19 protein-coding genes are annotated in these 21991 nt (G+C 63.3%); 13 read left to right on the forward strand and 6 right to left on the reverse strand.

Translation table 11 applies throughout. The features are described 5' to 3' along the window. Nucleotides 1-35 precede the first annotated feature (35 nt). Nucleotides 36-977: a LysR family transcriptional regulator gene (locus PCO31110_RS17400; protein ID WP_150690982.1), complete on the reverse strand. Its 942-nt coding sequence runs from the start codon at nucleotides 975-977 to the stop codon at nucleotides 36-38. Nucleotides 978-1187: 210 nt separating this feature from the next. Here PCO31110_RS17400 and PCO31110_RS17405 point away from each other — a divergent pair, with 210 nt between their 5' ends. Together PCO31110_RS17405 and PCO31110_RS17410 are read left to right on the forward strand one after the other, a co-directional pair. Then, on the forward strand, nucleotides 1188-2261 hold the full coding sequence (locus PCO31110_RS17405) for a bile acid:sodium symporter family protein (RefSeq protein WP_150690983.1): 1074 nt from the start codon (nucleotides 1188-1190) through the stop codon (nucleotides 2259-2261). A gap of 268 nt (nucleotides 2262-2529) precedes the next feature. Next, the gene (locus PCO31110_RS17410) at nucleotides 2530-4029 is read left to right on the forward strand and encodes a DEAD/DEAH box helicase (RefSeq protein WP_010807037.1); all 1500 of its coding nucleotides are present in this window, start codon (nucleotides 2530-2532) and stop codon (nucleotides 4027-4029) included. Between the two features lie 266 nt (nucleotides 4030-4295). Here PCO31110_RS17410 and PCO31110_RS17415 read toward each other — a convergent pair whose 3' ends face one another. Next, nucleotides 4296-5207 carry a LysR family transcriptional regulator gene (locus PCO31110_RS17415; protein ID WP_150690984.1) on the reverse strand — a complete coding sequence of 304 codons (912 nt, stop codon included), beginning with the start codon at nucleotides 5205-5207 and terminating at the stop codon, nucleotides 4296-4298. 106 nt (nucleotides 5208-5313) lie between these two features. Here PCO31110_RS17415 and PCO31110_RS17420 point away from each other — a divergent pair, with 106 nt between their 5' ends. The 6 genes from PCO31110_RS17420 to PCO31110_RS17440 all read left to right on the forward strand — a co-directional run bounded on the left by PCO31110_RS17420 (nucleotide 5314) and on the right by PCO31110_RS17440 (nucleotide 8895). After that, on the forward strand, nucleotides 5314-5976 hold the full coding sequence (locus PCO31110_RS17420) for a DsbA family oxidoreductase (protein WP_150690985.1): 663 nt from the start codon (nucleotides 5314-5316) through the stop codon (nucleotides 5974-5976). A gap of 25 nt (nucleotides 5977-6001) precedes the next feature. Then, complete coding sequence (locus tag PCO31110_RS17425) at nucleotides 6002-7192, forward strand: FAD binding domain-containing protein (protein WP_246189876.1); 1191 nt, start codon at nucleotides 6002-6004, stop codon at nucleotides 7190-7192. A gap of 71 nt (nucleotides 7193-7263) precedes the next feature. Beyond that, nucleotides 7264-7404: a hypothetical protein gene (locus PCO31110_RS25900; protein ID WP_217427287.1), complete on the forward strand. Its 141-nt coding sequence runs from the start codon at nucleotides 7264-7266 to the stop codon at nucleotides 7402-7404. A 124-nt stretch (nucleotides 7405-7528) separates the two neighbouring features. Next, complete coding sequence (locus PCO31110_RS17430) at nucleotides 7529-7846, forward strand: GNAT family N-acetyltransferase (protein ID WP_150690986.1); 318 nt, start codon at nucleotides 7529-7531, stop codon at nucleotides 7844-7846. 85 nt (nucleotides 7847-7931) lie between these two features. Then, nucleotides 7932-8240 (forward strand): UBP-type zinc finger domain-containing protein, encoded by a 309-nt coding sequence (locus tag PCO31110_RS17435; RefSeq protein ID WP_150584398.1) that lies wholly within the window; start codon nucleotides 7932-7934, stop codon nucleotides 8238-8240. Between the two features lie 19 nt (nucleotides 8241-8259). Further along, complete coding sequence (locus PCO31110_RS17440; protein WP_150690987.1) at nucleotides 8260-8895, forward strand: antibiotic biosynthesis monooxygenase; 636 nt, start codon at nucleotides 8260-8262, stop codon at nucleotides 8893-8895. 132 nt (nucleotides 8896-9027) lie between these two features. Here PCO31110_RS17440 and gluQRS read toward each other — a convergent pair whose 3' ends face one another. Both gluQRS and PCO31110_RS17450 read right to left on the reverse strand, forming a co-directional pair. Next, entirely contained in the window at nucleotides 9028-9966 is a 939-nt protein-coding gene (gluQRS, locus tag PCO31110_RS17445; RefSeq protein ID WP_036663227.1) for a tRNA glutamyl-Q(34) synthetase GluQRS, read from the reverse strand. A gap of 8 nt (nucleotides 9967-9974) precedes the next feature. Further along, the gene (locus tag PCO31110_RS17450; RefSeq protein WP_150690988.1) at nucleotides 9975-10856 is read right to left on the reverse strand and encodes a sulfurtransferase; all 882 of its coding nucleotides are present in this window, start codon (nucleotides 10854-10856) and stop codon (nucleotides 9975-9977) included. Nucleotides 10857-11073: 217 nt separating this feature from the next. Here PCO31110_RS17450 and dnaE point away from each other — a divergent pair, with 217 nt between their 5' ends. Then, nucleotides 11074-14667, forward strand: coding sequence for a DNA polymerase III subunit alpha (gene dnaE / locus PCO31110_RS17455; RefSeq protein ID WP_150691056.1), 3594 nt, complete (start codon nucleotides 11074-11076; stop codon nucleotides 14665-14667). 76 nt (nucleotides 14668-14743) lie between these two features. Then, the gene (locus tag PCO31110_RS17460) at nucleotides 14744-15595 is read left to right on the forward strand and encodes a glycosyltransferase family 2 protein (protein ID WP_150690989.1); all 852 of its coding nucleotides are present in this window, start codon (nucleotides 14744-14746) and stop codon (nucleotides 15593-15595) included. A gap of 80 nt (nucleotides 15596-15675) precedes the next feature. Here the strand turns inward: PCO31110_RS17460 and PCO31110_RS17465 are convergent, their stop codons facing one another. Both PCO31110_RS17465 and recQ read right to left on the reverse strand, forming a co-directional pair. Next, on the reverse strand, nucleotides 15676-16458 hold the full coding sequence (locus PCO31110_RS17465) for a glycosyltransferase family 2 protein (protein WP_246189877.1): 783 nt from the start codon (nucleotides 16456-16458) through the stop codon (nucleotides 15676-15678). 62 nt (nucleotides 16459-16520) lie between these two features. Further along, on the reverse strand, nucleotides 16521-18329 hold the full coding sequence (gene recQ, locus PCO31110_RS17470) for a DNA helicase RecQ (protein ID WP_150690990.1): 1809 nt from the start codon (nucleotides 18327-18329) through the stop codon (nucleotides 16521-16523). Nucleotides 18330-18491: 162 nt separating this feature from the next. On the opposite strand from recQ, the gene msbA reads away from it, so the two are divergent. The 3 genes from msbA to rfbB all read left to right on the forward strand — a co-directional run bounded on the left by msbA (nucleotide 18492) and on the right by rfbB (nucleotide 21984). Then, a complete protein-coding gene (gene msbA, locus PCO31110_RS17475; RefSeq protein WP_010807024.1) occupies nucleotides 18492-20240 on the forward strand; it encodes a lipid A export permease/ATP-binding protein MsbA in 1749 nt (582 codons plus the stop codon). A gap of 65 nt (nucleotides 20241-20305) precedes the next feature. Beyond that, entirely contained in the window at nucleotides 20306-20887 is a 582-nt protein-coding gene (locus PCO31110_RS17480; RefSeq protein ID WP_010807023.1) for a peroxidase-related enzyme, read from the forward strand. Nucleotides 20888-20919: 32 nt separating this feature from the next. Continuing rightward, nucleotides 20920-21984: a dTDP-glucose 4,6-dehydratase gene (rfbB, locus tag PCO31110_RS17485; protein ID WP_010807022.1), complete on the forward strand. Its 1065-nt coding sequence runs from the start codon at nucleotides 20920-20922 to the stop codon at nucleotides 21982-21984. Nucleotides 21985-21991 lie beyond the last annotated feature (7 nt).

The following is a 21991-nucleotide window of genomic DNA, read 5'->3' on the forward strand; positions in this document are numbered from 1 at the left end:
GAAAATTTTGGCATCGCGCGGTATCTCCCATCTTGTCAGGGTTTGCCTGTTGTTTGGCTGGCAAGTGCGTGTGGTGTGTTGGCGGTGAATTGCTGGATCAACTCCCAGACGGACTGTGCGGCGGGGGAGAGCGTGCGGTTCTTGCGGCGCACGAGCATGATGGTGCGGTCGAGTTGCGGTACCAGCGGCAGGGCGACCAGGCTTCCGCCGTTTTCCGGTCGCCCTGGCATGGCAGGGAGTGCCAGAGCCGGCATGATGCTGATGCCGATACCGGCTTCGACCATGCGGAAGACGGTGATGGCATGGCCGACTTCCTGCGCCACCTGACAATAGGCGCCATGTTCGGCCAGCGCCCGGTCGATCAGTGGCCGGCTGCCCGACGCGTAGTCGAGCAGCACCAGCTTCTCGCCATTGAGTTCCTTCCACGTCACTTGCGCCTGCTTCGCGAAGCGATGTGAGCGGTCGCATACCACGAGGAACGGTTCGACCATGATGGGCTCGCCAACGAGATCGTCCGTGCCTTCCGACGCCACGATGACGCCGAAATCGACCTCGCCGTGCCGCACGCTGTCGGTCGCGAGCGTCTGGACCTGATCGCGCAGCATGAGCGTGATGTCCGGGTAGCGGGCTGCGCAGGCCGAAATGCACTCGGGCATCAGATTGGCCGAGATCGTGGGCGCGCTGGCCACGCGTACCCGTCCGCGACGCTCTTCGGCCAGACCGTGCGTATCGCGCAGGGCGCTCTCCAGCTCGTCCAGCACCCGGGCGAGCGTTGCCGAGAGGCTAGCGCCCACTTCGGTCAGCGTGACTTCCCGCGTGGTGCGGTCCACAAGCTTGAGTCCGAGTTCTTGTTCCAATTCGCGGATACAACGGCTCACGGCCGGCTGGGTGAGGCCGATGTCCTCGCCGGCCCGGCTGAAACTGCCGTGTTCGGCCACTGCGAGGAACACCTTGAGCTGGCGCAGTGAGATATTCATGCGTCTTTGGTATGAATGAATTTTTTAAATGAATTTGTATTTTAACTGCCCTTGCGTTCTAATACGTGAAAACCCGTATCGCGAGCGCACACTTCCGGTCACTTTCGATCGCCCGCCGATCGACTGACGACCTCGCTGGCGGCCGACATGCCGCCGCGTCCCGTGTCCTGCGAACGGGCTTTGTCTTTTTTGACGTATCCGAGATTGACGATGGCCAGACCGCGTTTTCTTCCCGACAATTTCACGTTGATGCTTGTGGCGACCGTTGGGCTCGCCAGCCTCCTGCCGGCGCACGGCGAGGGCAAAGTTGCGTTCAACCTGCTCACCAACGTGGCAATTGCCGCATTGTTTTTTCTGCACGGCGCGAAACTCTCGCGTGAGGCGGTGCTCGCCGGTGCGACGCACTGGCGTCTGCATCTGCTGGTGTTCGCCAGCACGTTCGTGATTTTCCCGATCGTCGGCGTGGCGCTCAAGCCACTGCTTTCGTGGATGGTCACGCCGGAGCTATATCTCGGCATTCTCTTCCTGTGCACGCTGCCGGCCACGGTGCAGTCGGCCATTGCGTTCACCTCGATTGCCCGTGGCAACGTGCCCGCTGCGGTATGCAGTGCGTCGGCGTCGAGCCTGTTCGGCATCTTCATCACGCCGGTGCTCGTCGGCCTGATCGTCATCCATCACGATGGCAATGCCGGCACATCGCCGTTCGACTCGATCGGCAACATCATGCTGCAACTGCTGGTGCCGTTCATTGCGGGTCAACTCTCGCGCAGGGCGATCGGCAAATGGGTCGAGCGCAATCGCGCGCTGCTCAAGATCGTCGATCAAGGCTCGATTCTGCTGGTGGTCTACACGGCGTTCAGCGAGGCGGTGAACACGGGGTTGTGGCATCAGATTCCGCCGCTGGCGCTGCTCGGCCTGCTGGGTTGCTGTGCGGTGATTCTCGCCATCATGCTGGCCGTGACCACATATTCCGCCCGCTGGCTCGGTTTTTCGCGCGAAGACGAGATCACCATTGTCTTCTGCGGCTCGAAGAAGAGCCTCGCGAGCGGTATACCGATGGCCAAGGTGCTGTTCGCGACCGGCCCGCTTGGCGCGATCGTGTTGCCGCTCATGTTGTTCCATCAGATGCAATTGATGGTTTGCGCGGTGCTCGCGCAACGTTACGCCGATCGTCAGCGTGCGGCGCAGGCGGGCAAGAGCGCGAAGGCCGGGGCGGCCAAGCTGGCTGTTCCCGTTCCCGATGGCAAGCCCGACAGCAGCGCCAAGGCAGGGGCGGGCCATTGAGAGAGAACTCGCGGCAAAACACGGCCCCGCAGGCTGCCGAGGGCCGCTGTCACACGTTGGTCGTGCGCAAGTGCTAGAATTGCGGTTGTTTCGCTTCTTGACGACCACCCTGGTCCGGCGGCGCCCGACGCATCTGTCCCTCGACAGGCCCCTCTCGCGCCAGCCCCGAGCATGGCGCACAGCGCCCCTTGAATCTTCGCGAGTGAGCTTTGATGCGGAATCCTTCCGCGTGGCGGCCCCCGTTTTTTAAAAGAGATGTCCCTTCATCATGGCTGATGTAAATGCTGTTCCGACCCCCGGCTTCGATAGCTTCGGGCTACATGCGGACATCTTGCGGGCCATCGCCGAGCAGGGCTACACCCAACCGACACCGATTCAGGCACAAGCCATTCCGGTCGTGCTGTCCGGGCGCGACGTCATGGGTGCCGCGCAAACGGGGACGGGCAAGACCGCCAGCTTCTCGCTGCCGATCATCCAGCGCCTGCTGCCCGAGGCCAACACGAGTGCATCGCCCGCGCGGCATCCGGTGCGTGCGCTGATTCTCACGCCGACACGCGAACTCGCCGATCAGGTCGCCGATAATGTGCGTGCCTACGCAATGCATACACCGTTGCGCAATACGGTAGTGTTCGGTGGCGTCGACATGAATCCGCAAAAGGATGCGCTGCGACGCGGTGTCGAAATTCTGATCGCGACGCCGGGCCGCTTGCTCGATCACGTCGAACAGAAGACGGTGAATCTGAGCCAGGTCAGGATGCTCGTGCTCGACGAAGCCGACCGCATGCTGGACATGGGCTTCCTGCCGGATTTGCAGCGCATTCTGAATTTGCTTCCGAAACAGCGCCAGACGCTGCTGTTCTCGGCCACGTTCTCGAACGACATCAAGAAGCTCGCATCGAGCTATCTCTCGAATCCGGTCACTATCGAAGTCGCACGTCGTAATGCAACGGCCGATAAGGTCGAGCAGGTCGTCTACGAGGTGGACGAAGACGACAAGCGCGCCGCCGTGGTGCAGATTCTGAACGAACGCGACCTCAAGCAGGTCATCGTGTTCGTCAACAGCAAGGTCGGTGCGAGCCGTCTGGCGCGCCAGTTGGAGCGAGAGGGTATCGTGACGGCCGCCATTCACGGCGACAAGTCGCAGAACGAGCGCATGCAAGCCCTCGAAGCGTTCAAGCAAGGCGGTATCCGCGCACTGGTGGCGACCGATGTCGCCGCGCGTGGGCTGGACATCACCGATCTGCCGGGCGTGATCAACTACGACCTGCCGTATAACCCGGAAGACTACGTGCACCGTATTGGCCGTACGGGCCGCGCGGGCGCGTCGGGCGAGGCGATCTCGCTGTGCGCACCGGACGAGCGCAAGCAACTCGTGGAAATCGAGAAGCTGATCAAGCGCGAACTCAAGCGCGGTGAACTGGTGATGGAGCGTCGCAGCCGTTCGCGTGACGACCGTAATGGCGATCGCTACGATCGTAGTGAGCGTACGGATCGCTCGGAACGCAGCGACCGGAGCGAGCGTCATGGCCGTCACGATGGCCTGCGCGCCAGCCGTGGTGGCAATTCCGCGCCGCGTCGTGTTCGCCCGGAAGACGAATTTTTCTACAAGCCGTACGAACCGTCGCCGTCGGCGATTGACTCGCAACGCGACAGCCGCTCGTTGCAGGAATCGGCGGCACCGACTGCTTTTGGTGCGCTGCCTGAAAAGGCCCCGAAGCGCCAGGTGGCTGCCCTGCTCGCGGGCTTCCCCCGCAAGGCCGGCACCTGAAACCGACCTGCCGCGCCATGGTTGTGGCGCGTTGAAAGCGAAAAGCCAGCGTAATTACGCTGGCTTTTTTCATATTGGCGCTTGCCGGATTGACGGTGCGACGCCAGAGATGAGACATGCCAACATCATGGGCGCGCACCGCATGGGAAGGCTGTCTGCTCGATGATGTCCTCACTCTTGTTTGAGGCCGAAAAAGCCCAGTGTCGCTTTCGCGCTCATCCATTCATCTCATGGCGCCAAGGGCGATGTGCCCCGCCCGGGGAGCATTAGCCTGCTGAGACCTTCGCCAGATGCCCGGCGAGGAAATCCAGGAATGCATGCACCTTCCTGGAATGGCGCCGGTTCGGCAGATAGGCCGCATGCACGCTGATGGACTGGTCCTGCGGATTGATCTCGTAGTCTTCGAACAGTCGCCGCAGGCGCCCTGCGCGCACATCTTCCTGCACCAGCCATTCGGCCAGCAGTGCAACGCCCAGATCGTCCAGCACGGCCTCGCGCAGCATATCCGCGCTGTTGGCCGCCAAGCGCCCCTGAATTTCCACATGCTGCACGGTGCTGCCCTGCCGGAATGACCAACGCTGCGGCCCGGCCTGATAGGCGAAGCGCAGGCACTCGTGCGCGCTCAATTCTGCGGGCGAAGCCGGCATCCCACGCTGCTCCAGATACCCGTGACTGGCGACAACGTAGCGGCGATGCTCGGCCAGATGGCGCACGATGAGCTGGGGCTGATTGGCCGGAGCGCCGATGCGTACTGCTACGTCGATGCGCTCGGCGGCGAGATCGACGTAGGCATCGGAAAGCACCAGATCCAGCGACACGCGCGGGTGTTCGCGCAGGAAGCCCGGAATGTGCGGCGCCAGACACACGCGCGCGAACGTGACCGGCAGCGATACTCGCAGCGGGCCGACCGCTTCCCCTCCCGCATCCGACACGCTGCCGTCGGCCTCATCAAGATCGGACAGCACCTGTGAAACTTGCTCCAGGTAGGCCGCGCCTGCATCGGTGAGCGTCACGCGACGTGTGGAGCGGGTCAGCAGCGCCGCGCCCAGCGACGCCTCCAGGCCATCGATCAACCGGGTCACCGACGACGTGGCCACACCCAGCCGCCGCGCAGCTTTGGAGAAGCCGCCCGATTCCGCCACGTCCACGAAGGCGCGCAGAGCTTGCAATTTGTTCATCTTCTATCTTTGCGTTTTTTGCAATTTCACGTTGCAAATTCAAAGAATTCTCATTGGTCAGCGCAAAGCCTAATCTCACGACAACACCAACGCAAGGATTTTCACCATGCCGTCCGTCGAGATTCAAATCACCTACGACTTCATCTGCCCCTGGTGCTGGATCGGCCGCCGGCATCTGCAAGCGGCCCTGGCGCAGATGCCGGACACAGCGGTCTCTATCCGCTACGTGCCCTATGAACTCAACCCTGGGATGCCGAAGGAAGGCGCAGACCGGAAGGCCTACCGCAGCGCCAAGTTCGGCAGTTGGGCACGCTCGCAGGCGATGGATGCCGACGTGACCCTGGCCGGCCAGCACGCGGGCGTCGCATTTCACTACGACCGCGTAACCATGACGCCAAACACCCGCCTGGCCCATCGGCTAATGGTCTACGCCACCGGTCGGGGCGACGCCGCCAGGACTGAGGCGCTTTTCGAATCCGTGTTCCACGCCTACTTCTCCGAGGGGCGGGACATTGGCAAGGCCGAGGTATTGGCCACGTTGGCGGGGCAGGCTGGCTTCGATGCGAAGGAGGCTCGCGACTTCCTGGACTCACCGGCCGGGGAGCGCGAGGTCGTGGCAGCGGAACGCCAGGCGCAAGCCAACGGTGTGCGCTCAGTGCCCACCTTGCGTATCGGCAACACGTCCATCAGCGGCGCACAGCCTTCCTCGACCCTAATACAAGCGCTTCGGCAAGCCGCTGCGCAAAGCGCCGTAGTGCCTGCCGTTTGAGACGCCCACCTGAGAAGACCCCCCCATGCCAGTCATGCATTCCGATCGCAACTCACCCCGCGCCATCATCATCGGCGGCTCCGTCGGCGGCCTGTTCACCGCCACGGCCTTGCAAGCCATCGGCTGGCAGGTCGATATCTTCGAGCGCTCCCCTCACGAGCTTGACAGTCGTGGCGGCGGCATCGTGCTGCAGGGCGACGTGGTGCGCGCGTTCCAGTTCGCGGGCGTTAAGACGCAGGGACAACTGGGCGTGCGCTCGGGTGACCGAATCTTCCTGGACCGTAGCGGTGAGGTGGTGCAGCGCACCTGGATGCCGCAGACGCAGACCTCGTGGAGCATGCTGTATGCCGCGATGAAGCGCCACTTGCCCGCCTCGGCCTATCACCATGGCGAGCAGTTCATGCGATTCGAGCAGGACGGCGAGCGCATTCATGCCCACTTCGCCAACGGGCGCGTGGAAACGGGCGACCTGCTCATCGGTGCGGACGGCGCGCGCTCGGCTGTGCGGCAGCAAATGCTGCCCGGTCTCGCACCCCGTTATGCGGGCTACGTAGCATGGCGCGGTCTGCTCGAAGAGGGCGCTCTGACCGGAGAAGCCGCGGACGTGCTGCGCGGCAACTTCGCCTTCCAGCAAGGCCCGGATCACCTGCTGCTCGCTTACCTGGTGCCCGGCGAGGACGAGGCGACGGCGCCTGGCCGACGCCGCTGGAACTGGGTTTGGTACGTGAAGGTGCCGCAGGGCGATGCACTGTCGCGCCTGCTGACTGATCGCCACGGCGTGCGCCACGCGTTTTCCCTGCCGCCCGGCACCGTGAAGGATGCCGATGCAGCCTGGCTGCATCAGCAATCGCGTGAACAGCTCGCGCCACAGTTCCAGCAACTCGTCGCGGCCACGCCGGACCCTTTCCTGCAGGCGATTCTCGATTTGCAGGCTCCCCGCATGGTGTCGGGCCGGGCGGTCCTGCTGGGCGACGCGGCTTTCGTGCCCCGTCCGCACACTGCCGGCGGCACCGCGAAAGCCGCCGCCAATGCGGTGGCGCTGGCGACGGCGCTGCGTGACAGCATGAGCACGGACATCGATGCCGCACTGGCGGCCTGGCAGGCGGGACAACTGAGCGAAGGCATTGCCATGACCGACTGGGGTGTGCGCTTGGGCAACCAGATCATGCGCATCGCTGCGTCGGACGCCGCCTCCACTGCAACTTTCCCGGCGTGAACATCATGTCTTGTCTTGAGCGCGGTCCTGGCGGTGGCGTCGTTTGCTGCAATGGGCTTGGCACTGTTCCAATGTTCATTTCGCCGGGCACACAGCAGTGGCTGCTGGTCGTCGGCGGCATCGAGTTCGGGCTGGGCTTCCAGGCCGTTCTGCCGAACTGGGTGCGTGGGCGAGGCCGACTGTGTACCTCACGGTATTCAACGGCACGATGACCGCTGGCAGCATGGACTGGCCCCTCATGGCGCAGAAAATCGGTGTACCGTAGACGCTGGTGATCGGTGCCGTTGGCCTCGTGGTCGGTACCTGAACTGCCGCACCCCACATCAAGGACTTACCATGACCACTTCCTCCACGCCCCCTTCGGTTCAGGACAACCCTGCGAAGCATCGCTTCGAGTACGTGTCGCAAGGCGAGCGTGCGGTTGCCATCTACTCGCTGGAGGGCAATGTCATCACCTTCGTCCACACCCTGGTGCCCGACGCGCTGCAGGGGCAGGGCATTGCGCGCCAACTGGTGCTGGCGGGGCTGGCCTCCGCGCGCGAGCGTGGTCTGCGCGTCGTTCCGCAATGCCCTGTATTCGCGGCCTACATGCGCGCGCACCCCGAGACGCATGATTTACTGGCCGACGAAGGCCGTGCCTTGCTCGGTCTCTGAAGCGCGCCGCATCGGCCGTCGGTGAAGGCGCTATGGCCGTGGCTTTCATCCACCAGCACCTTGCAACCTTTTGAGGAGAGTCGCCATGCCCCGTCGCTGCACTCATACCGCCAGCATCCACCGCGTCACGCCCAGTGCACTGGGTTGCGAGGAATGCCTGAAGTCCGGCAGTCCCTGGGTGCATTTGCGGCTGTGCCGCACCTGCGGCCACGTGGGGTGTTGCGACGACTCGCCCAACCGCCACGCCAGTGCGCACTACCACGAGACCGGCCACCCTATCATCGAGGGCTATGACCCACCCGAGGGGTGGGGCTGGTGCTACGTTGACCGCGTCATGCTGGATCTGGGCGACGACACGACGCCACAGAATGGACCTATCCCGCGTTTCGTCTGAACGACCCGAAGAGATTTTCATGCACCCTGAAGAAGCCCCCCCGTCCGTCGAGCCGCGCGACCCCTCGCTGCGCAAGGCCTCGCTCGATGACCTGTCGGCCCGCAGCCTGCCGCACCCGGAGAGCGTGACGGCAGTCATCCGGCACCATGTGCGCCCCGAGGCCGTCGCAGCCTACGAGCAGTGGCTCAAGCGCGTCGTGCCCATCGCGGAGCGCTTCCCGGGGCACCGCGGCGTGCTCATCATCCGTCCCGCGCCCGGCGCTACGCTCTACACCGTGACCCTGCGCTTCGACTCGCTGCCGCATGCGGAGGACTGGTTCCAGTCGGCTGCGCGGCAGACGTTGCTGGGCGAGGTGATGCCCTTGCTGTCGCGCGACGAGCAGCGCCAGACAGTCACGGGGCTGGAGTTCTGGTTCCACCCGGAGCCGGGACAGAAGCCAGCCAAGCGCTACAAGCAGTTCCTGCTGACGCTATCAGTGATCTTCCCGCTCACGATGCTGGTGCCGATTCCGGTTCACTGGCTGGCGCAATGGTGGCCCTGGCTCGGCAATACCTTCCTGGAACACTTGGCGGTGGCCGCCGCTGTGGTGGGACTGATGACCTATGTCCTTATGCCGCGCATCACTCGGAGGGTGGCGCGCTGGCTGTATGAATGAGCGGGACGCATCGTTGCGCCAACGACCTGGCACGATGAGCCTGCGTGCATCGATCATGAACGCGAGCATCGGCTTCTGCGAGCGCGAGCTTGCGAGTTTCATTGGGAGAGCGCAATGGCGAGGGGTGGGGTTTCAGCGCCCGCGCTGCTCGCGCCATGCCTGCGTTGCAGCGGCGTAGAAGTCCTCGCGGTGAGAGACGTTGGCGAGCGACGCCGGTAAGCCGAGATGCGTGGCGGCGTCCTTGAGGGCGGCAAGCACGGCGTCAGGCGTATCCAGAACGAGCGGCGCCGCGCCGTTCTGCTTGCTCAGCTTCTCGCCGTCGTCGGCCATGACCAGCGGTACGTGCAGATAGCGCGGCGTCGGCGCACCGAGGCAGGCTTGCAGATAGATTTGACGTGCCGTCGAGTCCAGCAAATCTTCGCCACGCACGATATCGGTGATGCCTTGCGCCTGATCGTCGACGACCACGGCCAACTGGTACGCCCACTGACCATCGGCGCGCTTGAGCACGAAGTCGCCGACCTCCGTTGCCAGATCCTGCGTTTGCGTGCCCATCCAGCGATCTTCGAAGCGCATGCGGGCCGCGTCGCCGTCCGGCACCCGCAGACGCCACGCGCGTGCCGTCTTGCCGTGCAGGCCGTCGCGGCAGGTGCCAGGATAGGCGAGCGTGCTGTGACGGGCATGCACGCGCGTGAGCGAGTCGGCGATTTCGCGTCGCGTGCAACCGCAGGGATATACCAGTCCGAGAGCCGTGAGCGAGGCGAGCGCTTGTTCATACAGGCCGTGCCGCTGGCTTTGCCAGACGACGGGCTCATCCGAATGCAGGCCCAGGCGCGTCAGGGTGGCGAGAATGTCTTCGGCCGCGCCTGGCACACATCTCGGTTCGTCCAGGTCTTCCATGCGGACGATCCAGACACCGTCATGCGCTCGGGCGTCCAGCCAACTGGCCAGCGCGGTAACGAGCGAGCCGCGATGCAGCGGCCCGGTCGGCGAGGGCGCGAAACGCCCTCGATAACGGGGGGCAGGGTCGGCGGCGGGCGGCGTGGCGTCGTGCGCCGAAGCGTGGGCCACCGGTGTGCTCAGGCGGACGTGGTGGCGGTGACGGTGCTTTCCGGCGCGTTGGCGGCGGGCCGGCTGCCGACGCACGCGGGGCAATGCTCGCCTTCGACGTAATCGGGGCTTTGCTGATCCGCAACTGTCACCACGGCACGGCAGGCGAAGCACTGCTTGGTCGTCGATGGTGCGAGGTCGGGGGTGAGTGCCGTGCGATAGTCAAACACGAAGCAGTCGCCCTGATAGTGCGCACCGCCCACGTCCTCGAAGTACTTGAGAATGCCGCCGTCGAGCTGATACGTGTGTTCAAGCCCGATATCGCGCATGTAGATCGCCGCCTTCTCGCAACGAATGCCGCCGGTGCAGAAAGACACGATCGTCTTGCCCTCGAAGTCTTCACGGTGTGCGGCGATGACGTCGGGGAATTCCGAGAACTTCGTCAGGCGATAGTCGATGGCATCGTCGAACGTGCCGACATCGATCTCGAAGTCATTGCGCGTGTCGAGCATCACGACCGGGCGGCCTTCGTCGTCCTGGCCGGCATCTAGCCAGCGTTTGAGCGTAGCAGGGTCAACACCGGGCGCACGGCCGTCTGCCGGCTTGATGACCGGCATCTTCATCGTGATGATCTCTTTCTTCTGGCGCACCAGCATCCGGCGGAACGGCTGTGTCTCCGAGAGGCTTTCCTTGACCGTGAGATCGGCAAACCGGGCGTCGGCGCGCAAACCGGCGAGGAAGGCGTCGATAGCCTCGCGCGAACCCGCCAGAAACAGGTTGATGCCCTCCGGTGCGAGGAGGATGGTGCCCTTCAGGTCGAGCGCCTGACAGCGTTCGAGCAGGGCCGGACGCAGGGTCGCGATGTCGTCGAGCGTGACGAACTTGTACGCAGCGATATTGACGATAGACATGGCAACAAGATTTCGCAAAAGCGTGAAGCAATAAACCGCCATTATCGCCGATTCGGCCCCGAAGCACTTTGATTTGACACCGGATTTCGCCAAATCGGACGGTATCTCAGGTCCGATACGGAAAAATTCCTAGTGCCTGCCCGGAGGTATCCGAAATGCGGGGAAACGCCGGACGTTTCGTGAAGCGAAGCCCGCTATGCGGGGGCGGCGCGTTACAATACCGCCCATGTCAGAACCTCGCTTCGTCCACCTCCGTCTCCATTCCGAATACTCGATCGCCGATGGCATCGTGCGGCTCGACGACGTCGTCAAGGCCGCCGCCAAGGACGGTCAGGGCGCGCTCGCGCTGACCGACCTCGCGAACATGTTCGGCGCCATCCGTTTCTACAAGGAAGCCCGCGGCAAGGGCGTCAAGCCGATCATCGGCTGCGACGCCTGGATCACGAATCCGGCCGATCGCGACAAGCCGTCGCGACTGTTGCTCCTTGCGCGCGACAAGGAAGGCTATCTGAACCTGTGTCAGTTGCTGTCCAAGGCGTGGCTCGGCAATCAGTGGCGCGGTCGGGCGGAGATCGAGCCGTCGTGGCTTCAGGCCGACGGGCTCGCGCGCGGTCTGCTGGCGCTCTCCGGCGCGCAGATGGGCGATATCGGCGCCGCGCTGGCGGCAGGCAATCCCGAGCTGGCGCTGCAATGCGCGAAGCACTGGGCGAGTGTGTTCCCGGGCGGGTTTTATATCGAGTTGCAGCGCACTGGTCAGGCGGGTATGGAGACCTACGTGCAACAGGCGGTGCAGTTGGCGGCGAAAGCCGGGCTGCCCGTCGTTGCCACGCATCCGATCCAGTTCATGACGGCCGACGATTTCACCGCGCACGAAGCACGCGTGTGTATTTCGGAAGGTGAGATGCTGGGCAACGCACGCCGTGTGCGCCGTTTCACGCAGGACCAGAGTTTTCGGACGCAGGACGACATGCTCGCCGCGTTCGAGGATGTGCCCTCCGCGCTGGCCAATACCGTCGAGATCGCCAAGCGCTGCAACCTGACGCTTGAACTCGGCAAGCCGAAGCTGCCGCTCTTTCCCACGCCGGACGGCATGTCGCTCGACGACTACCTCGTGCATCTGTCCAAGGAGGGGCTCGAGACACGTCTCGCGCAGTTGTTCCCCGACGAGGCGGAGCGCGACAAGCAGCGTCCCGATTATTACAAGCGGCTCGACTTCGAGACCGGCACGATCATCAAGATGGGCTTCCCCGGCTACTTCCTGATCGTGGCCGACTTTATTCAGTGGGCGAAGAACAACGGCGTGCCCGTTGGCCCGGGCCGCGGTTCGGGCGCCGGTTCGCTGGTCGCTTACGCGTTGCGCATCACCGACCTCGATCCACTCAAGTACAACCTGCTGTTTGAGCGCTTCCTGAATCCGGAACGCGTCTCGATGCCTGACTTCGATATCGACTTCTGTCAGGATGGGCGCGATCGCGTCATTCAGTACGTTAAGGAAAAGTACGGGGCGGACGCTGTCTCCCAGATCGCGACTTTCGGCTCGATGGCCGCCAAGGCGGCGGTGCGTGACGTCGGTCGTGTGCTCGATCTGGGCTACAACTTCGTCGACGGCATCTCCAAGCTGATTCCGTTCAAACCGGGCAAGCACGTCACCATCGACGATGCCCTCAAGGAGGAGCCGCAACTCGCCGAGCGCTTTCAGACCGAAGACGAAGTCAAGCAATTGATCGAGTTGGCGCAACGCGTCGAGGGTCTCACGCGTAACGTCGGTATGCACGCGGGTGGTGTGTTGATCGCGCCGGGCAAGCTGACGGATTTCTGCCCGCTGTACACCCAGGGCAGCGGCGAAGATGCCAGCGGCGTGGTGAGCCAGTACGACAAGGACGATGTGGAAGCCGTCGGCCTTGTGAAGTTCGACTTCTTGGGGCTGACAACGCTCACGATCCTGAACTGGGCCGAGCGCTACATCAAACGCCTGCATCCGGAGATGGCTGACTGGTCGCTCGATCAGGTCTCGCTCACCGACCCTGCAGCGTTCAGCATCCTCAAGAAAGCCAACACGGTGGCCGTGTTCCAGTTGGAAAGCCGCGGCATGCAGGGCATGTTGAAGGACGCCCAGCCTGACCGGTTCGAGGACATTATTGCGCTGGTGGCGTTGTATCGACCCGGCCCGATGGACCTGATCCCGAGCTTCTGCGCCCGTAAGCACGGCCGCGAGAAGGTGGAATACCCGGATCCGCGCGTCGAGCCGGTGCTCCAGGAGACCTACGGCATCATGGTCTATCAGGAGCAGGTGATGCAGATGGCGCAGATCATCGGCGGTTACTCGCTCGGCGGCGCTGACTTGTTGCGTCGCGCGATGGGTAAGAAGAAGGCCGAGGAGATGGCCGAGCACCGCGAGATTTTCGCGAAGGGGGCGGCCGAAAATGGACTCACCCGTGAAAAGTCGGACGAAATCTTCGACTTGATGGAGAAGTTCGCAGGCTACGGCTTCAACAAGTCGCACGCGGCCGCGTACGCACTGCTCGCGTACTACACCGCCTGGCTCAAGGCGCACCATCCTGCCGAATTCATGGCCGCCAATATGAGCTTGGCCATGGACGACACGGACAAGGTCAAGATTCTCTACGAAGACTGTCTGTCCAGCGTCAACGGGCTGGGCGTATTGCCGCCGGACGTCAACGTTTCCGCTTATCGCTTCGAGCCGGCCGATTCGAAAACCGTGCGCTATGGCCTGGGCGCCATCAAGGGGAGCGGTCAGTCGGCGATCGAAGAAATTCTGCGTGCCCGCGAAGGCAAGCCGTTCACCGATCTGTTCGACTTCTGCGCTCGGATCGACCGCCGCGTGGTGAATCGCCGCACGATCGAGGCGCTGATTCGCGCCGGTGCCTTCGACAGCATTCACGAGAATCGTGCGCAGTTGATGGCCTCGGTGCCGATGGCGATGGAAGCCGCCGAACAAGCGAGTGCTGCTGCCAATCAGGTGAGCCTGTTCGATCTCGGTGATGAAAGTCTGCAAGCGCCGCTGGAGTTGGCCGATGAGCCGGCGTGGACCGACAAGCGCAAGCTGCAGGAAGAGAAGCAGGCGCTCGGCTTCTATCTGTCGGGCCACATGTTCGATTCGTACTCGGACGAAGTGCGCCGCTTCGTGCGCACGCGTATCCGTGATCTCTCCGAGGGGCGCGACAGGCTTGTCGCCGGGGTGATTTCCAGCCTGCGCACGATGATGACCCAGCGCGGCAAGATGCTGATCGTACAACTCGACGATGGCACGGGCACGCTCGAAGTGACGATCTTCAACGAGCAGTTCGAGGCGAACAAGCACCTCTTCAAGGAGGACGAACTGCTGATCGTGCAGGGCAATGCACGGCCCGACAGCTTTACGGGCGGCTTGCGTTTCACCACCGAAAGTCTGATGGACCTCGGCCGTGCGCGTGCGCGCTTCGCTCGCGCACTCAAGCTGTCGTTCAACGGTAATGCAGACTGGACGCGCCTGCGTGCCACCCTGCAACCGCATTGCACGATGTACCGCGTGGCGGCTACCGCGAGTTCGGGGGGGGGCGGCTTCAATGGCGGAGGTGGCTTCAACGGTGGCGGTGGAGGGGGCGGAGGCTTCGGTCGCCGTAATGGCAACGGCAATGGCAGCGGCGACGATGACAAGCAAAGCGGCTTGCCGGTGCACATCGTGTACCGCCGACCGGACGCCGAATGTGAGTCACGCTTGGGCGACGACTGGAAAGTACAGCCGGGCGACGAATTGCTTGGCGAACTTCGTCAGTGGCTGACACCCGACTCGGTACAGATCATCTATTGATAGCGAGCGAAGTGGCCCGGCGTCGCATGACACCGCCCCGATGCTGTCTGCTATTCGGTACAACAAGGAAACCCGGATGTTCTCCATCATCGTTCCGACGTGGAACAACCTCGCGTTGCTGCAGCTATGCGTGCGCAGCATTCGCCAGAATTCGCGCCATCAGCATCAGATCATCGTCCACGTGAACGATGGGTCGGACGGCTCGCTCGAGTGGGTGCGGGCCGAGGGGATCGAGCATACGGCGTCGCCGGACAATATCGGTATCTGCTACGCCGTGAATCAGGCGGCGGCGCTCGCACGCGAGAAGTACATCGTCTATCTGAACGACGACATGTACTGTTGCCCCGGTTGGGACAGTGCGCTGATAGCGCGCGCCGAAGCCATGCCCGACAAGGCTTTCATGCTCTCGGGCACCATGATCGAGCCGGTCGACACCCACAATCCGTGTGTGCTCGTGCACGATTTCGGTCGTGACGTCGATACCTTCGACGAAGCGGGGTTACTTGCTGCGGTGCCGGCCTACGCCAAGCCGGACTGGTTGGGCGCTACCTGGCCGCCGACGCTCGTGCATCGCGATTGGTGGTTCCTCGTCGGTGGTTACAGCACTGAGCTGAGCCCCGGCATGAGCAGCGACAACGATTTCTCGATGAAGATGTGGGCCGCAGGGGCACGCCGATTTGTTGGCGTAGGCGCGAGCCTTGTCTACCACTTCCAGTGCAAGAGCACAGGCAAGGTCGTGAAGAACGACGGCCGCACGCAATTCCTGCGCAAGTGGGGCATGACGCAGTCCATCTTTGACCGCTACTACCTGCGTCGCGGCAAGCCGGTGCCGGCAGGCAGCGATGGACGCCTGCCCGAGCCCGTCGATGACGGCAAGCTGCGTTGGGAGCTGTTCCGATCGCGCGTGAAGCGCGCGCTCGCGAAGTAACGTCGAAAGTCGACGTCGAAAAAAACGGACGCCATGTGCGTCCGTTTTGTTTGAAGGGCGTTGCGGCGGTGCTGCCAGCGTCAGACGTCTCCGCGCAGCAGCAGGGCGTACTTGAGGAACGCGCTGCGCGCATTCATTCGCGCAATCGCGGCGCCGGTGGCGCCATCGAGAAACCCACGGCGCAACACGTAGGTACGCACGAACGCCCATCCGCCATTGATCCATGGCTTGAGCGCAGAGACTCGCTTGCCGCGCAACGCCATCTCTTTCGCGCCCGCGCGTGCATAGCGTTGCACCTTGTCCTCGACCTGACGGGCTTCGGTATAGCTGTAGTGCAGCAGATGATGGGCAAGTGTGCCGATCTCGCCGTCGACAATCACGCGCTCGTGCACGAGATTGTCTGAGAAGCGGCCGGCCTCGCGCCGAAACAGCCGCACCACGTAGTCGGGGTACCAGCCGCAGTGCCGCACCCAGTGCCCGAGGAATTGCGACAGGCGAGGCATGCGATACCCCGTGTGAGTGCCTTGTCCAATCGCCGTCGCAATGTCGGCGGCCAACTCGGGCGTGATGCGCTCATCGGCATCGAGCGAAAGCACCCACGGCTGGGTGGCGTGCGACAAGGCACGATTCTTTTGCGGACCGAAGCCGGGCCAATCGGGCGTGACGTGGACTTCGGCACCTGCGGCGCGCGCGATGTCTGCGGTGCCATCCGTGCTGGCGTTATCGACCACGACGATCTGGGAGGCTAACGACTGCACCGACGCGATGCACTCGGCGATGTTGTGGCGCTCGTTGCGTGTGAGGATCGTCACCGTGAGGGGCAGACGCGGCAACGAGGAGGCGAGCGGTGTAGCTTCGATCATGAGCGTTCACGAAATGGCGGCATCGGACCCGCAGGTCGTGGGAGTCGTCTCGCGTCGTTGACTCAGGCGTTGAGCAACTCGACGAGCGCTTCGCCGTAGCGTTCGATCTTGGCTTCACCGAGTCCGGTGATGTCGACGAGACCTTCGCGACGGCGCGGGCGGCGTTGGGCAAGCTCACGCAGCGTCCGGTCGTGCAGGATAACGTATGCGGGCACCTGCTGCGTCTTGGCCATGTCCTGCCGCCAAGCGCGCAGCTTGTCGAACAGTTGCTGATCGGCGGGGTCCAGTTCGATGGCCGGCGACGACGCGTAGCCGGCAAAGCGGCTCTTCTTGCCGACGACGGGACGCTGGCGCCGCAGCGAGAGCGTGGTTTCCCCCTTGAGCACCGGGCGTGCGGCGGCGTTCAGCGTCAGTGCACCGTACTGGCTGCTGTCGGGCTCGATGATGCCGTGAGCGATCAACTGACGGAACACGGCGCGCCAGCCCTGATCGTCGAGTTCGCCGCCGACACCGAACGTCGGCAGGGCTTCGTGCCCGAATTGTCGAATCTTGTCGGTGCTGCGCCCGCGCAGCAGATCGACCAGATGCCCGGCACCAAAGCGCTGACCCGTGCGCAGAATGGCTGAGAGCGCCTTCTGGGCGGCGATGGTGCCGTCGAAGACTTCCGGCGGATTCAGGCAGACGTCGCAATTGCCACAAGGCTCGCTCGTCTCGCCGAAATACGACAGCAACACGGTACGGCGGCAGCGCGGCGCCTCGCAATAACCGAGCAGGGCGTCGAGCTTCTGGCGTTCGATGCGCTTTTGCAGTTCCGGAGCGTTCGACTCGTCGATGCGGCTGCGATGCACTACGACGTCGTTCAGCCCGTAGGTCATCCAGGCTTCTGCGGGTTCACCGTCACGCCCGGCACGCCCCGTCTCCTGGTAATAGGCTTCGAGGCTCTTGGGCAGATCCAGGTGCGCGACGAAACGCACATCCGGCTTGTCGATGCCCATGCCGAAAGCCACGGTTGCCGACATGACCAGCCCTTCCTCACGCAGAAACCGCTGCTGGTGCGTGCGACGCACCTCAGCATCGAGCCCGGCGTGATAGGGCAGGGCCGGAATACCTTGCGTTTCGAGCCACGCAGCGGTTTCTTCCACTTTTTTGCGCGACAGGCAATAGACGATACCGGCCTCGCCGCGATGCCGTGCGAGAAAGGCCAGCAACTGTTTGCGGGGATTGTCGCGGTCGACGATCTCGTAACGAATGTTCGGCCGGTCGAAGCTCGAGACGAACAAGCGCGCTTCGGTCAGGCCGAGGCGCGTCTGGATCTCGTCGCGTGTCGCGTTGTCCGCCGTGGCGGTCAGCGCGATGCGCGGCACGCGCGGATAGCGTTCGTGCAGCGCCGAGAGCTGAATGTATTCGGGACGGAAGTCATGCCCCCATTGAGAAACGCAATGCGCTTCGTCAATGGCGAACAGCGCCAGTTGTCCGCGTTCGTCGAGCCGGTCGAGCAGATCGAGAAACCGCTCCGTCAGCAGGCGCTCGGGCGCGACGTAGAGCAGATCGAGTTCACCACGCGCAGCGCGGCGCTCGGTATCGAGTGCTTCATCGAAACTGAGACTGGAATTCAGATAGGCGGCACGCACCCCCGCTTGCAGCAAGGCGTCGACCTGATCCTGCATGAGCGCGATGAGCGGCGAGACGACAATGCCGATGCCGTCGCGCAGTAGCGCCGGGATCTGATAACAAAGAGATTTGCCACCGCCGGTCGGCATCAGGACGAGCGCATCGCCCCCGTCGGCCACATGGTCGACGATGGCGGCTTGATCGCCGCGGAATGCGTTATAGCCGAATACGGTACGGAGGACTTCGAGTGCGCTTGCCATGGGCGGGAGTATACCGGTTCCACCCGGGCTTCGGCGTGCCGGACGCCCGGATTGCGGGCATCGTGGCGAATTTTGAGGCGGCGTCCGAGTCCGCTCAGGACGTGTCCCGGCGAGACTGGCCGGTACGATAGAATAGCGGTTTTTCCGCCGTCCCCAACCTACATGAGCGCACCCCACAAGCCTACCGGACCGATTTTGCGGCGTCTGCTGGGCTATCTCCAGCCGTATTGGCATATGGGCCTGCTAGCCGTTCTCGCGATGGCGCTCGTAGCCGGGACGGAAGCGGCGATTCCGGCGGTCCTCAAGCCGGTGCTCGACAAGGGCTTCTCGGGGGGCGATCCGTGGACGCTTTGGTACGTACCCGCTGCCGTGATCGGTCTGGCCGTCATCCGCGGGCTGGCGCAGTATTCGGCTAACTACATGCTCTCGTGGGTGTCGAACCGCGTGCTGCTCGATCTGCGCGTGCGAATGTTCGAGCGTTTGCTGCATGCGCCGGCTGCCTTTTACCAGCGCGAGACGACCAGCACGCTCATCAACGCCCTCGTCTACGAAGTCAATCAGGTGCTCGGCGTGCTCACCACGGTGCTCATCACGCTCGTGCGCGATTCGCTGACCGTTGTCGGCCTGCTGGGCTATTTGTTCTACCTGAATTGGCGCCTCACGCTCGTCGTGGCGGTGATTCTGCCGTTCATCGGCTGGCTCGTCGGCAAGATCAATCGGCGTCTGCGCCGCCTGAACCGCGAGCAGCAGACGCTGACCAACGCGCTGTCGTACGTGGTCGAGGAAGCCGTGGGCGGCTACAAGGTGGTGAAGATCCACAACGGCGAAGCGTATGAAAAGTCGCGCTTCGACAAGATGACCAGCACGCTGCGCGGCTACGCCATGCGGGTGACCGTCTCGGGTGGCCTGGCGCAGCCGGTCACGCAGGCTCTGGCCTCTCTGGCACTGGCCATTGTCATCACGGTGGCGATGATCGAGTCGTCCTCGGGCGAGATGACCGTCGGCGGCTTCACGGCATTCGTCACGGCATTGTTGCTCGTCGTCTCCCCGCTCAAGCATCTGATGGACGTCAATCAGCCGTTGCAGCGCGGCGTGACGGCTGCCGAGCTGATTTTCGAAGTCATGGACGTCGAAGTCGAGCCGCTTGGCGGCGAGCGCAGGCTCGAGCGCGCCAAGGGACGCGTGACGTTCGATCAGGTGAGCTTCAATTACGGCGCCAGCGAGCGTCCGACACTCGACCGGATCTCGCTCGATGTCGCGCCCGGCGAGATGGTGGCGCTGGTGGGGCCGTCCGGCAGCGGCAAGACGACGCTGGTCAATCTGGTGCCGCGGTTCTTCGACCCGACCGGCGGGCGGATTCTGCTCGACGATATTGCGTTGACCGACCTGCGACTGGCCGATTTGCGTCGCCAGATCGCGTTCGTGAGTCAGGACGTCGTGCTCTTCAACGACACCGTTGCGGCGAACGTGGCCTACGGTCAGGAGATCGATGCCGAACGCGTGCAGGCGGCATTGCGCGCGGCCAATCTGGCCGAAGCGGTGGCGGCCATGCCCGAGGGTGTCGAAACGCTGGTGGGCGACAACGGCATGCGCCTGTCGGGCGGTCAGCGTCAGCGTCTGGCCATCGCGCGGGCGATCTACAAAGACGCGCCGATCCTGATTCTCGACGAAGCGACATCGGCACTCGATTCGGAGTCGGAGCGTTATGTGCAGGCTGCGCTGGAAGTGTTGATGGAGGGGCGTACCACGCTGGTGATCGCGCACCGCCTCTCGACCATCGAGCGCGCGGATCGCATTGTCGTGCTCGAGCACGGCCGTATCGTGGAGCAGGGCTCGCACCAGGCACTGGTGGCGCATAATGGCCTTTACGCGCATCTGCACCGCATTCAATACACGCAGCAGGAAGCCTGACGTCGCGTCGCATTGCGAACGTCGGACCTTATTCGCCCTTATTCGCCCGATTTGAGGAGATCACGATGAGCCAGCCGCCGATCAGTCGTTTCCCTGTGCCCGATCTCGCCGCGCTGCCGGCCGATATCCGGGCGCGTATCGACGAAGTGCAGGAAAAGGCGGGCTTCATCCCGAACGTGTTCCTCACATTGGCGCATCGCCCCGACGAGTTTCGCGCGTTTTTCGCCTATCACGATGCGCTGATGCTCAAAGACGGCAATCTGAGCAAAGGCGAACGCGAAATGATCGTGGTCGCCACGAGCGCCGTGAATCAGTGTCTTTACTGCGTGGTCGCCCATGGTGCGCTGGTGCGCATCTATGAAAAGCAGCCGCTGCTGGCCGATCAGGTGGCCGTCAACTATCTCAAGGCGGACCTCACGCCGCGTCAGAAAGCGATTCTCGCGTTCGCGATGAAGGTTTGCGAGCGCTCCCACGAGGTGGGCGACGACGATTACGCAACGCTGCGCGAACACGGTCTCGACGACGAGGATATTTGGGACATTGCCGCGATCACCGCTTTTTTCGGCATGTCCAACCGCATCGCAAATGCGATTTCGATGCGGCCCAACGACGAATTCTTCTTGATGGGACGCGTGCCGCGCAAATGAGGCCGCGCCTGTAATCCTTTATCTGCAAACCCATGATTTTTGTGACAGGTGGCGCCGGATTCATCGGTGCAAATTTCGTTCTGGACTGGCTCGCGCAGCATGACGAGCCGGTACTGACTATCGACAAGCTCACGTATGCGGGCAATCTGGCCAATCTTGCCAGTCTCGAGCACGACCCGCGACATCGCTTTGCCCAAGTGGACATCTGCGATCGCGCGGCCCTCGATCGCTTGTATGCGGAGCACCGTCCACGCGCCGTGCTGCACTTCGCGGCGGAGAGTCATGTCGATCGCTCGATCCATGGTCCCGCAGACTTTGTGCAGACGAATATCGTCGGCACGTTCACGATGCTCGAAGCGGCCCGTGCTTATTGGGGAACGCTCGATGGCGAAGCTCACGATGCCTTTCGCTTCCTGCACGTCTCGACGGACGAAGTCTACGGCTCGCTGAGCCCGGCCGATCCGGCGTTCACGGAGACCACCCCTTACGCGCCCAACAGCCCGTACTCGGCGTCGAAAGCGGGCTCCGATCATCTCGTACGCGCCTACCACCACACGTACGGCTTGCCGACACTGACGACCAACTGCTCGAACAACTACGGCCCGTACCAATTTCCCGAAAAGCTCATTCCGCTGGTGATCGCGAATGCACTGGCCGGCAAGCCGCTGCCGATCTATGGCGATGGCAGCAACGTGCGCGACTGGTTGTACGTTGGCGACCACTGTTCCGCGATTCGCGAAGTGCTCGCCAGGGGCGCTTTGGGCGAGGTGTACAACGTCGGCGGGTGGAATGAGCAGAACAACCTGTCCGTGGTGAAGCATCTGTGTATGCTGCTCGACGAACTGTCGCCGCGTAACGATGGCAAGTCGTATGCCGATCAGATCACGTTTGTCACCGACCGTCCCGGGCACGATCGGCGCTATGCTATCGACGCGCGCAAGCTTGAGCGCGAACTGGGCTGGCGTCCCGCCGAGACGTTCGAGACCGGCATGCGCAAGACGGTGCAGTGGTATCTCGCCAACGGCGAGTGGGTGCGCCAGGTGCAGTCGGGCGAGTACCAGCGCTGGATCGAAACGCACTATCAAAAGAACGACTGAGGCACGC

The sequence above is a fragment of the Pandoraea communis genome (genome assembly GCF_902459745.1).
GTDB classification, from domain to species: Bacteria; Pseudomonadota; Gammaproteobacteria; order Burkholderiales; family Burkholderiaceae; genus Pandoraea; species Pandoraea communis.

Excerpts from the sequence above, each read along its gene's own strand:
- PCO31110_RS17440 (WP_150690987.1), top strand. The coding sequence starts at position 8,260 with ATGCACCCTGAAGAAGCCCCCCCGTCCGTCGAGCCGCGCGACCCCTCG.
- rfbB (WP_010807022.1), top strand. The coding sequence starts at position 20,920 with ATGATTTTTGTGACAGGTGGCGCCGGATTCATCGGTGCAAATTTCGTT.
- PCO31110_RS17415 (WP_150690984.1), bottom strand. The coding sequence starts at position 5,207 with ATGAACAAATTGCAAGCTCTGCGCGCCTTCGTGGACGTGGCGGAATCG.
- PCO31110_RS17420 (WP_150690985.1), top strand. The coding sequence starts at position 5,314 with ATGCCGTCCGTCGAGATTCAAATCACCTACGACTTCATCTGCCCCTGG.
- PCO31110_RS17405 (WP_150690983.1), top strand. The coding sequence starts at position 1,188 with ATGGCCAGACCGCGTTTTCTTCCCGACAATTTCACGTTGATGCTTGTG.
- msbA (WP_010807024.1), top strand. The coding sequence starts at position 18,492 with ATGAGCGCACCCCACAAGCCTACCGGACCGATTTTGCGGCGTCTGCTG.
- PCO31110_RS25900 (WP_217427287.1), top strand. The coding sequence starts at position 7,264 with ATGTTCATTTCGCCGGGCACACAGCAGTGGCTGCTGGTCGTCGGCGGC.
- PCO31110_RS17450 (WP_150690988.1), bottom strand. The coding sequence starts at position 10,856 with ATGTCTATCGTCAATATCGCTGCGTACAAGTTCGTCACGCTCGACGAC.
- PCO31110_RS17480 (WP_010807023.1), top strand. The coding sequence starts at position 20,306 with ATGAGCCAGCCGCCGATCAGTCGTTTCCCTGTGCCCGATCTCGCCGCG.
- PCO31110_RS17410 (WP_010807037.1), top strand. The coding sequence starts at position 2,530 with ATGGCTGATGTAAATGCTGTTCCGACCCCCGGCTTCGATAGCTTCGGG.
- recQ (WP_150690990.1), bottom strand. The coding sequence starts at position 18,329 with ATGGCAAGCGCACTCGAAGTCCTCCGTACCGTATTCGGCTATAACGCA.
- PCO31110_RS17435 (WP_150584398.1), top strand. The coding sequence starts at position 7,932 with ATGCCCCGTCGCTGCACTCATACCGCCAGCATCCACCGCGTCACGCCC.
- PCO31110_RS17460 (WP_150690989.1), top strand. The coding sequence starts at position 14,744 with ATGTTCTCCATCATCGTTCCGACGTGGAACAACCTCGCGTTGCTGCAG.
- PCO31110_RS17430 (WP_150690986.1), top strand. The coding sequence starts at position 7,529 with ATGACCACTTCCTCCACGCCCCCTTCGGTTCAGGACAACCCTGCGAAG.
- PCO31110_RS17425 (WP_246189876.1), top strand. The coding sequence starts at position 6,002 with ATGCCAGTCATGCATTCCGATCGCAACTCACCCCGCGCCATCATCATC.
- PCO31110_RS17400 (WP_150690982.1), bottom strand. The coding sequence starts at position 977 with ATGAATATCTCACTGCGCCAGCTCAAGGTGTTCCTCGCAGTGGCCGAA.
- PCO31110_RS17465 (WP_246189877.1), bottom strand. The coding sequence starts at position 16,458 with ATGATCGAAGCTACACCGCTCGCCTCCTCGTTGCCGCGTCTGCCCCTC.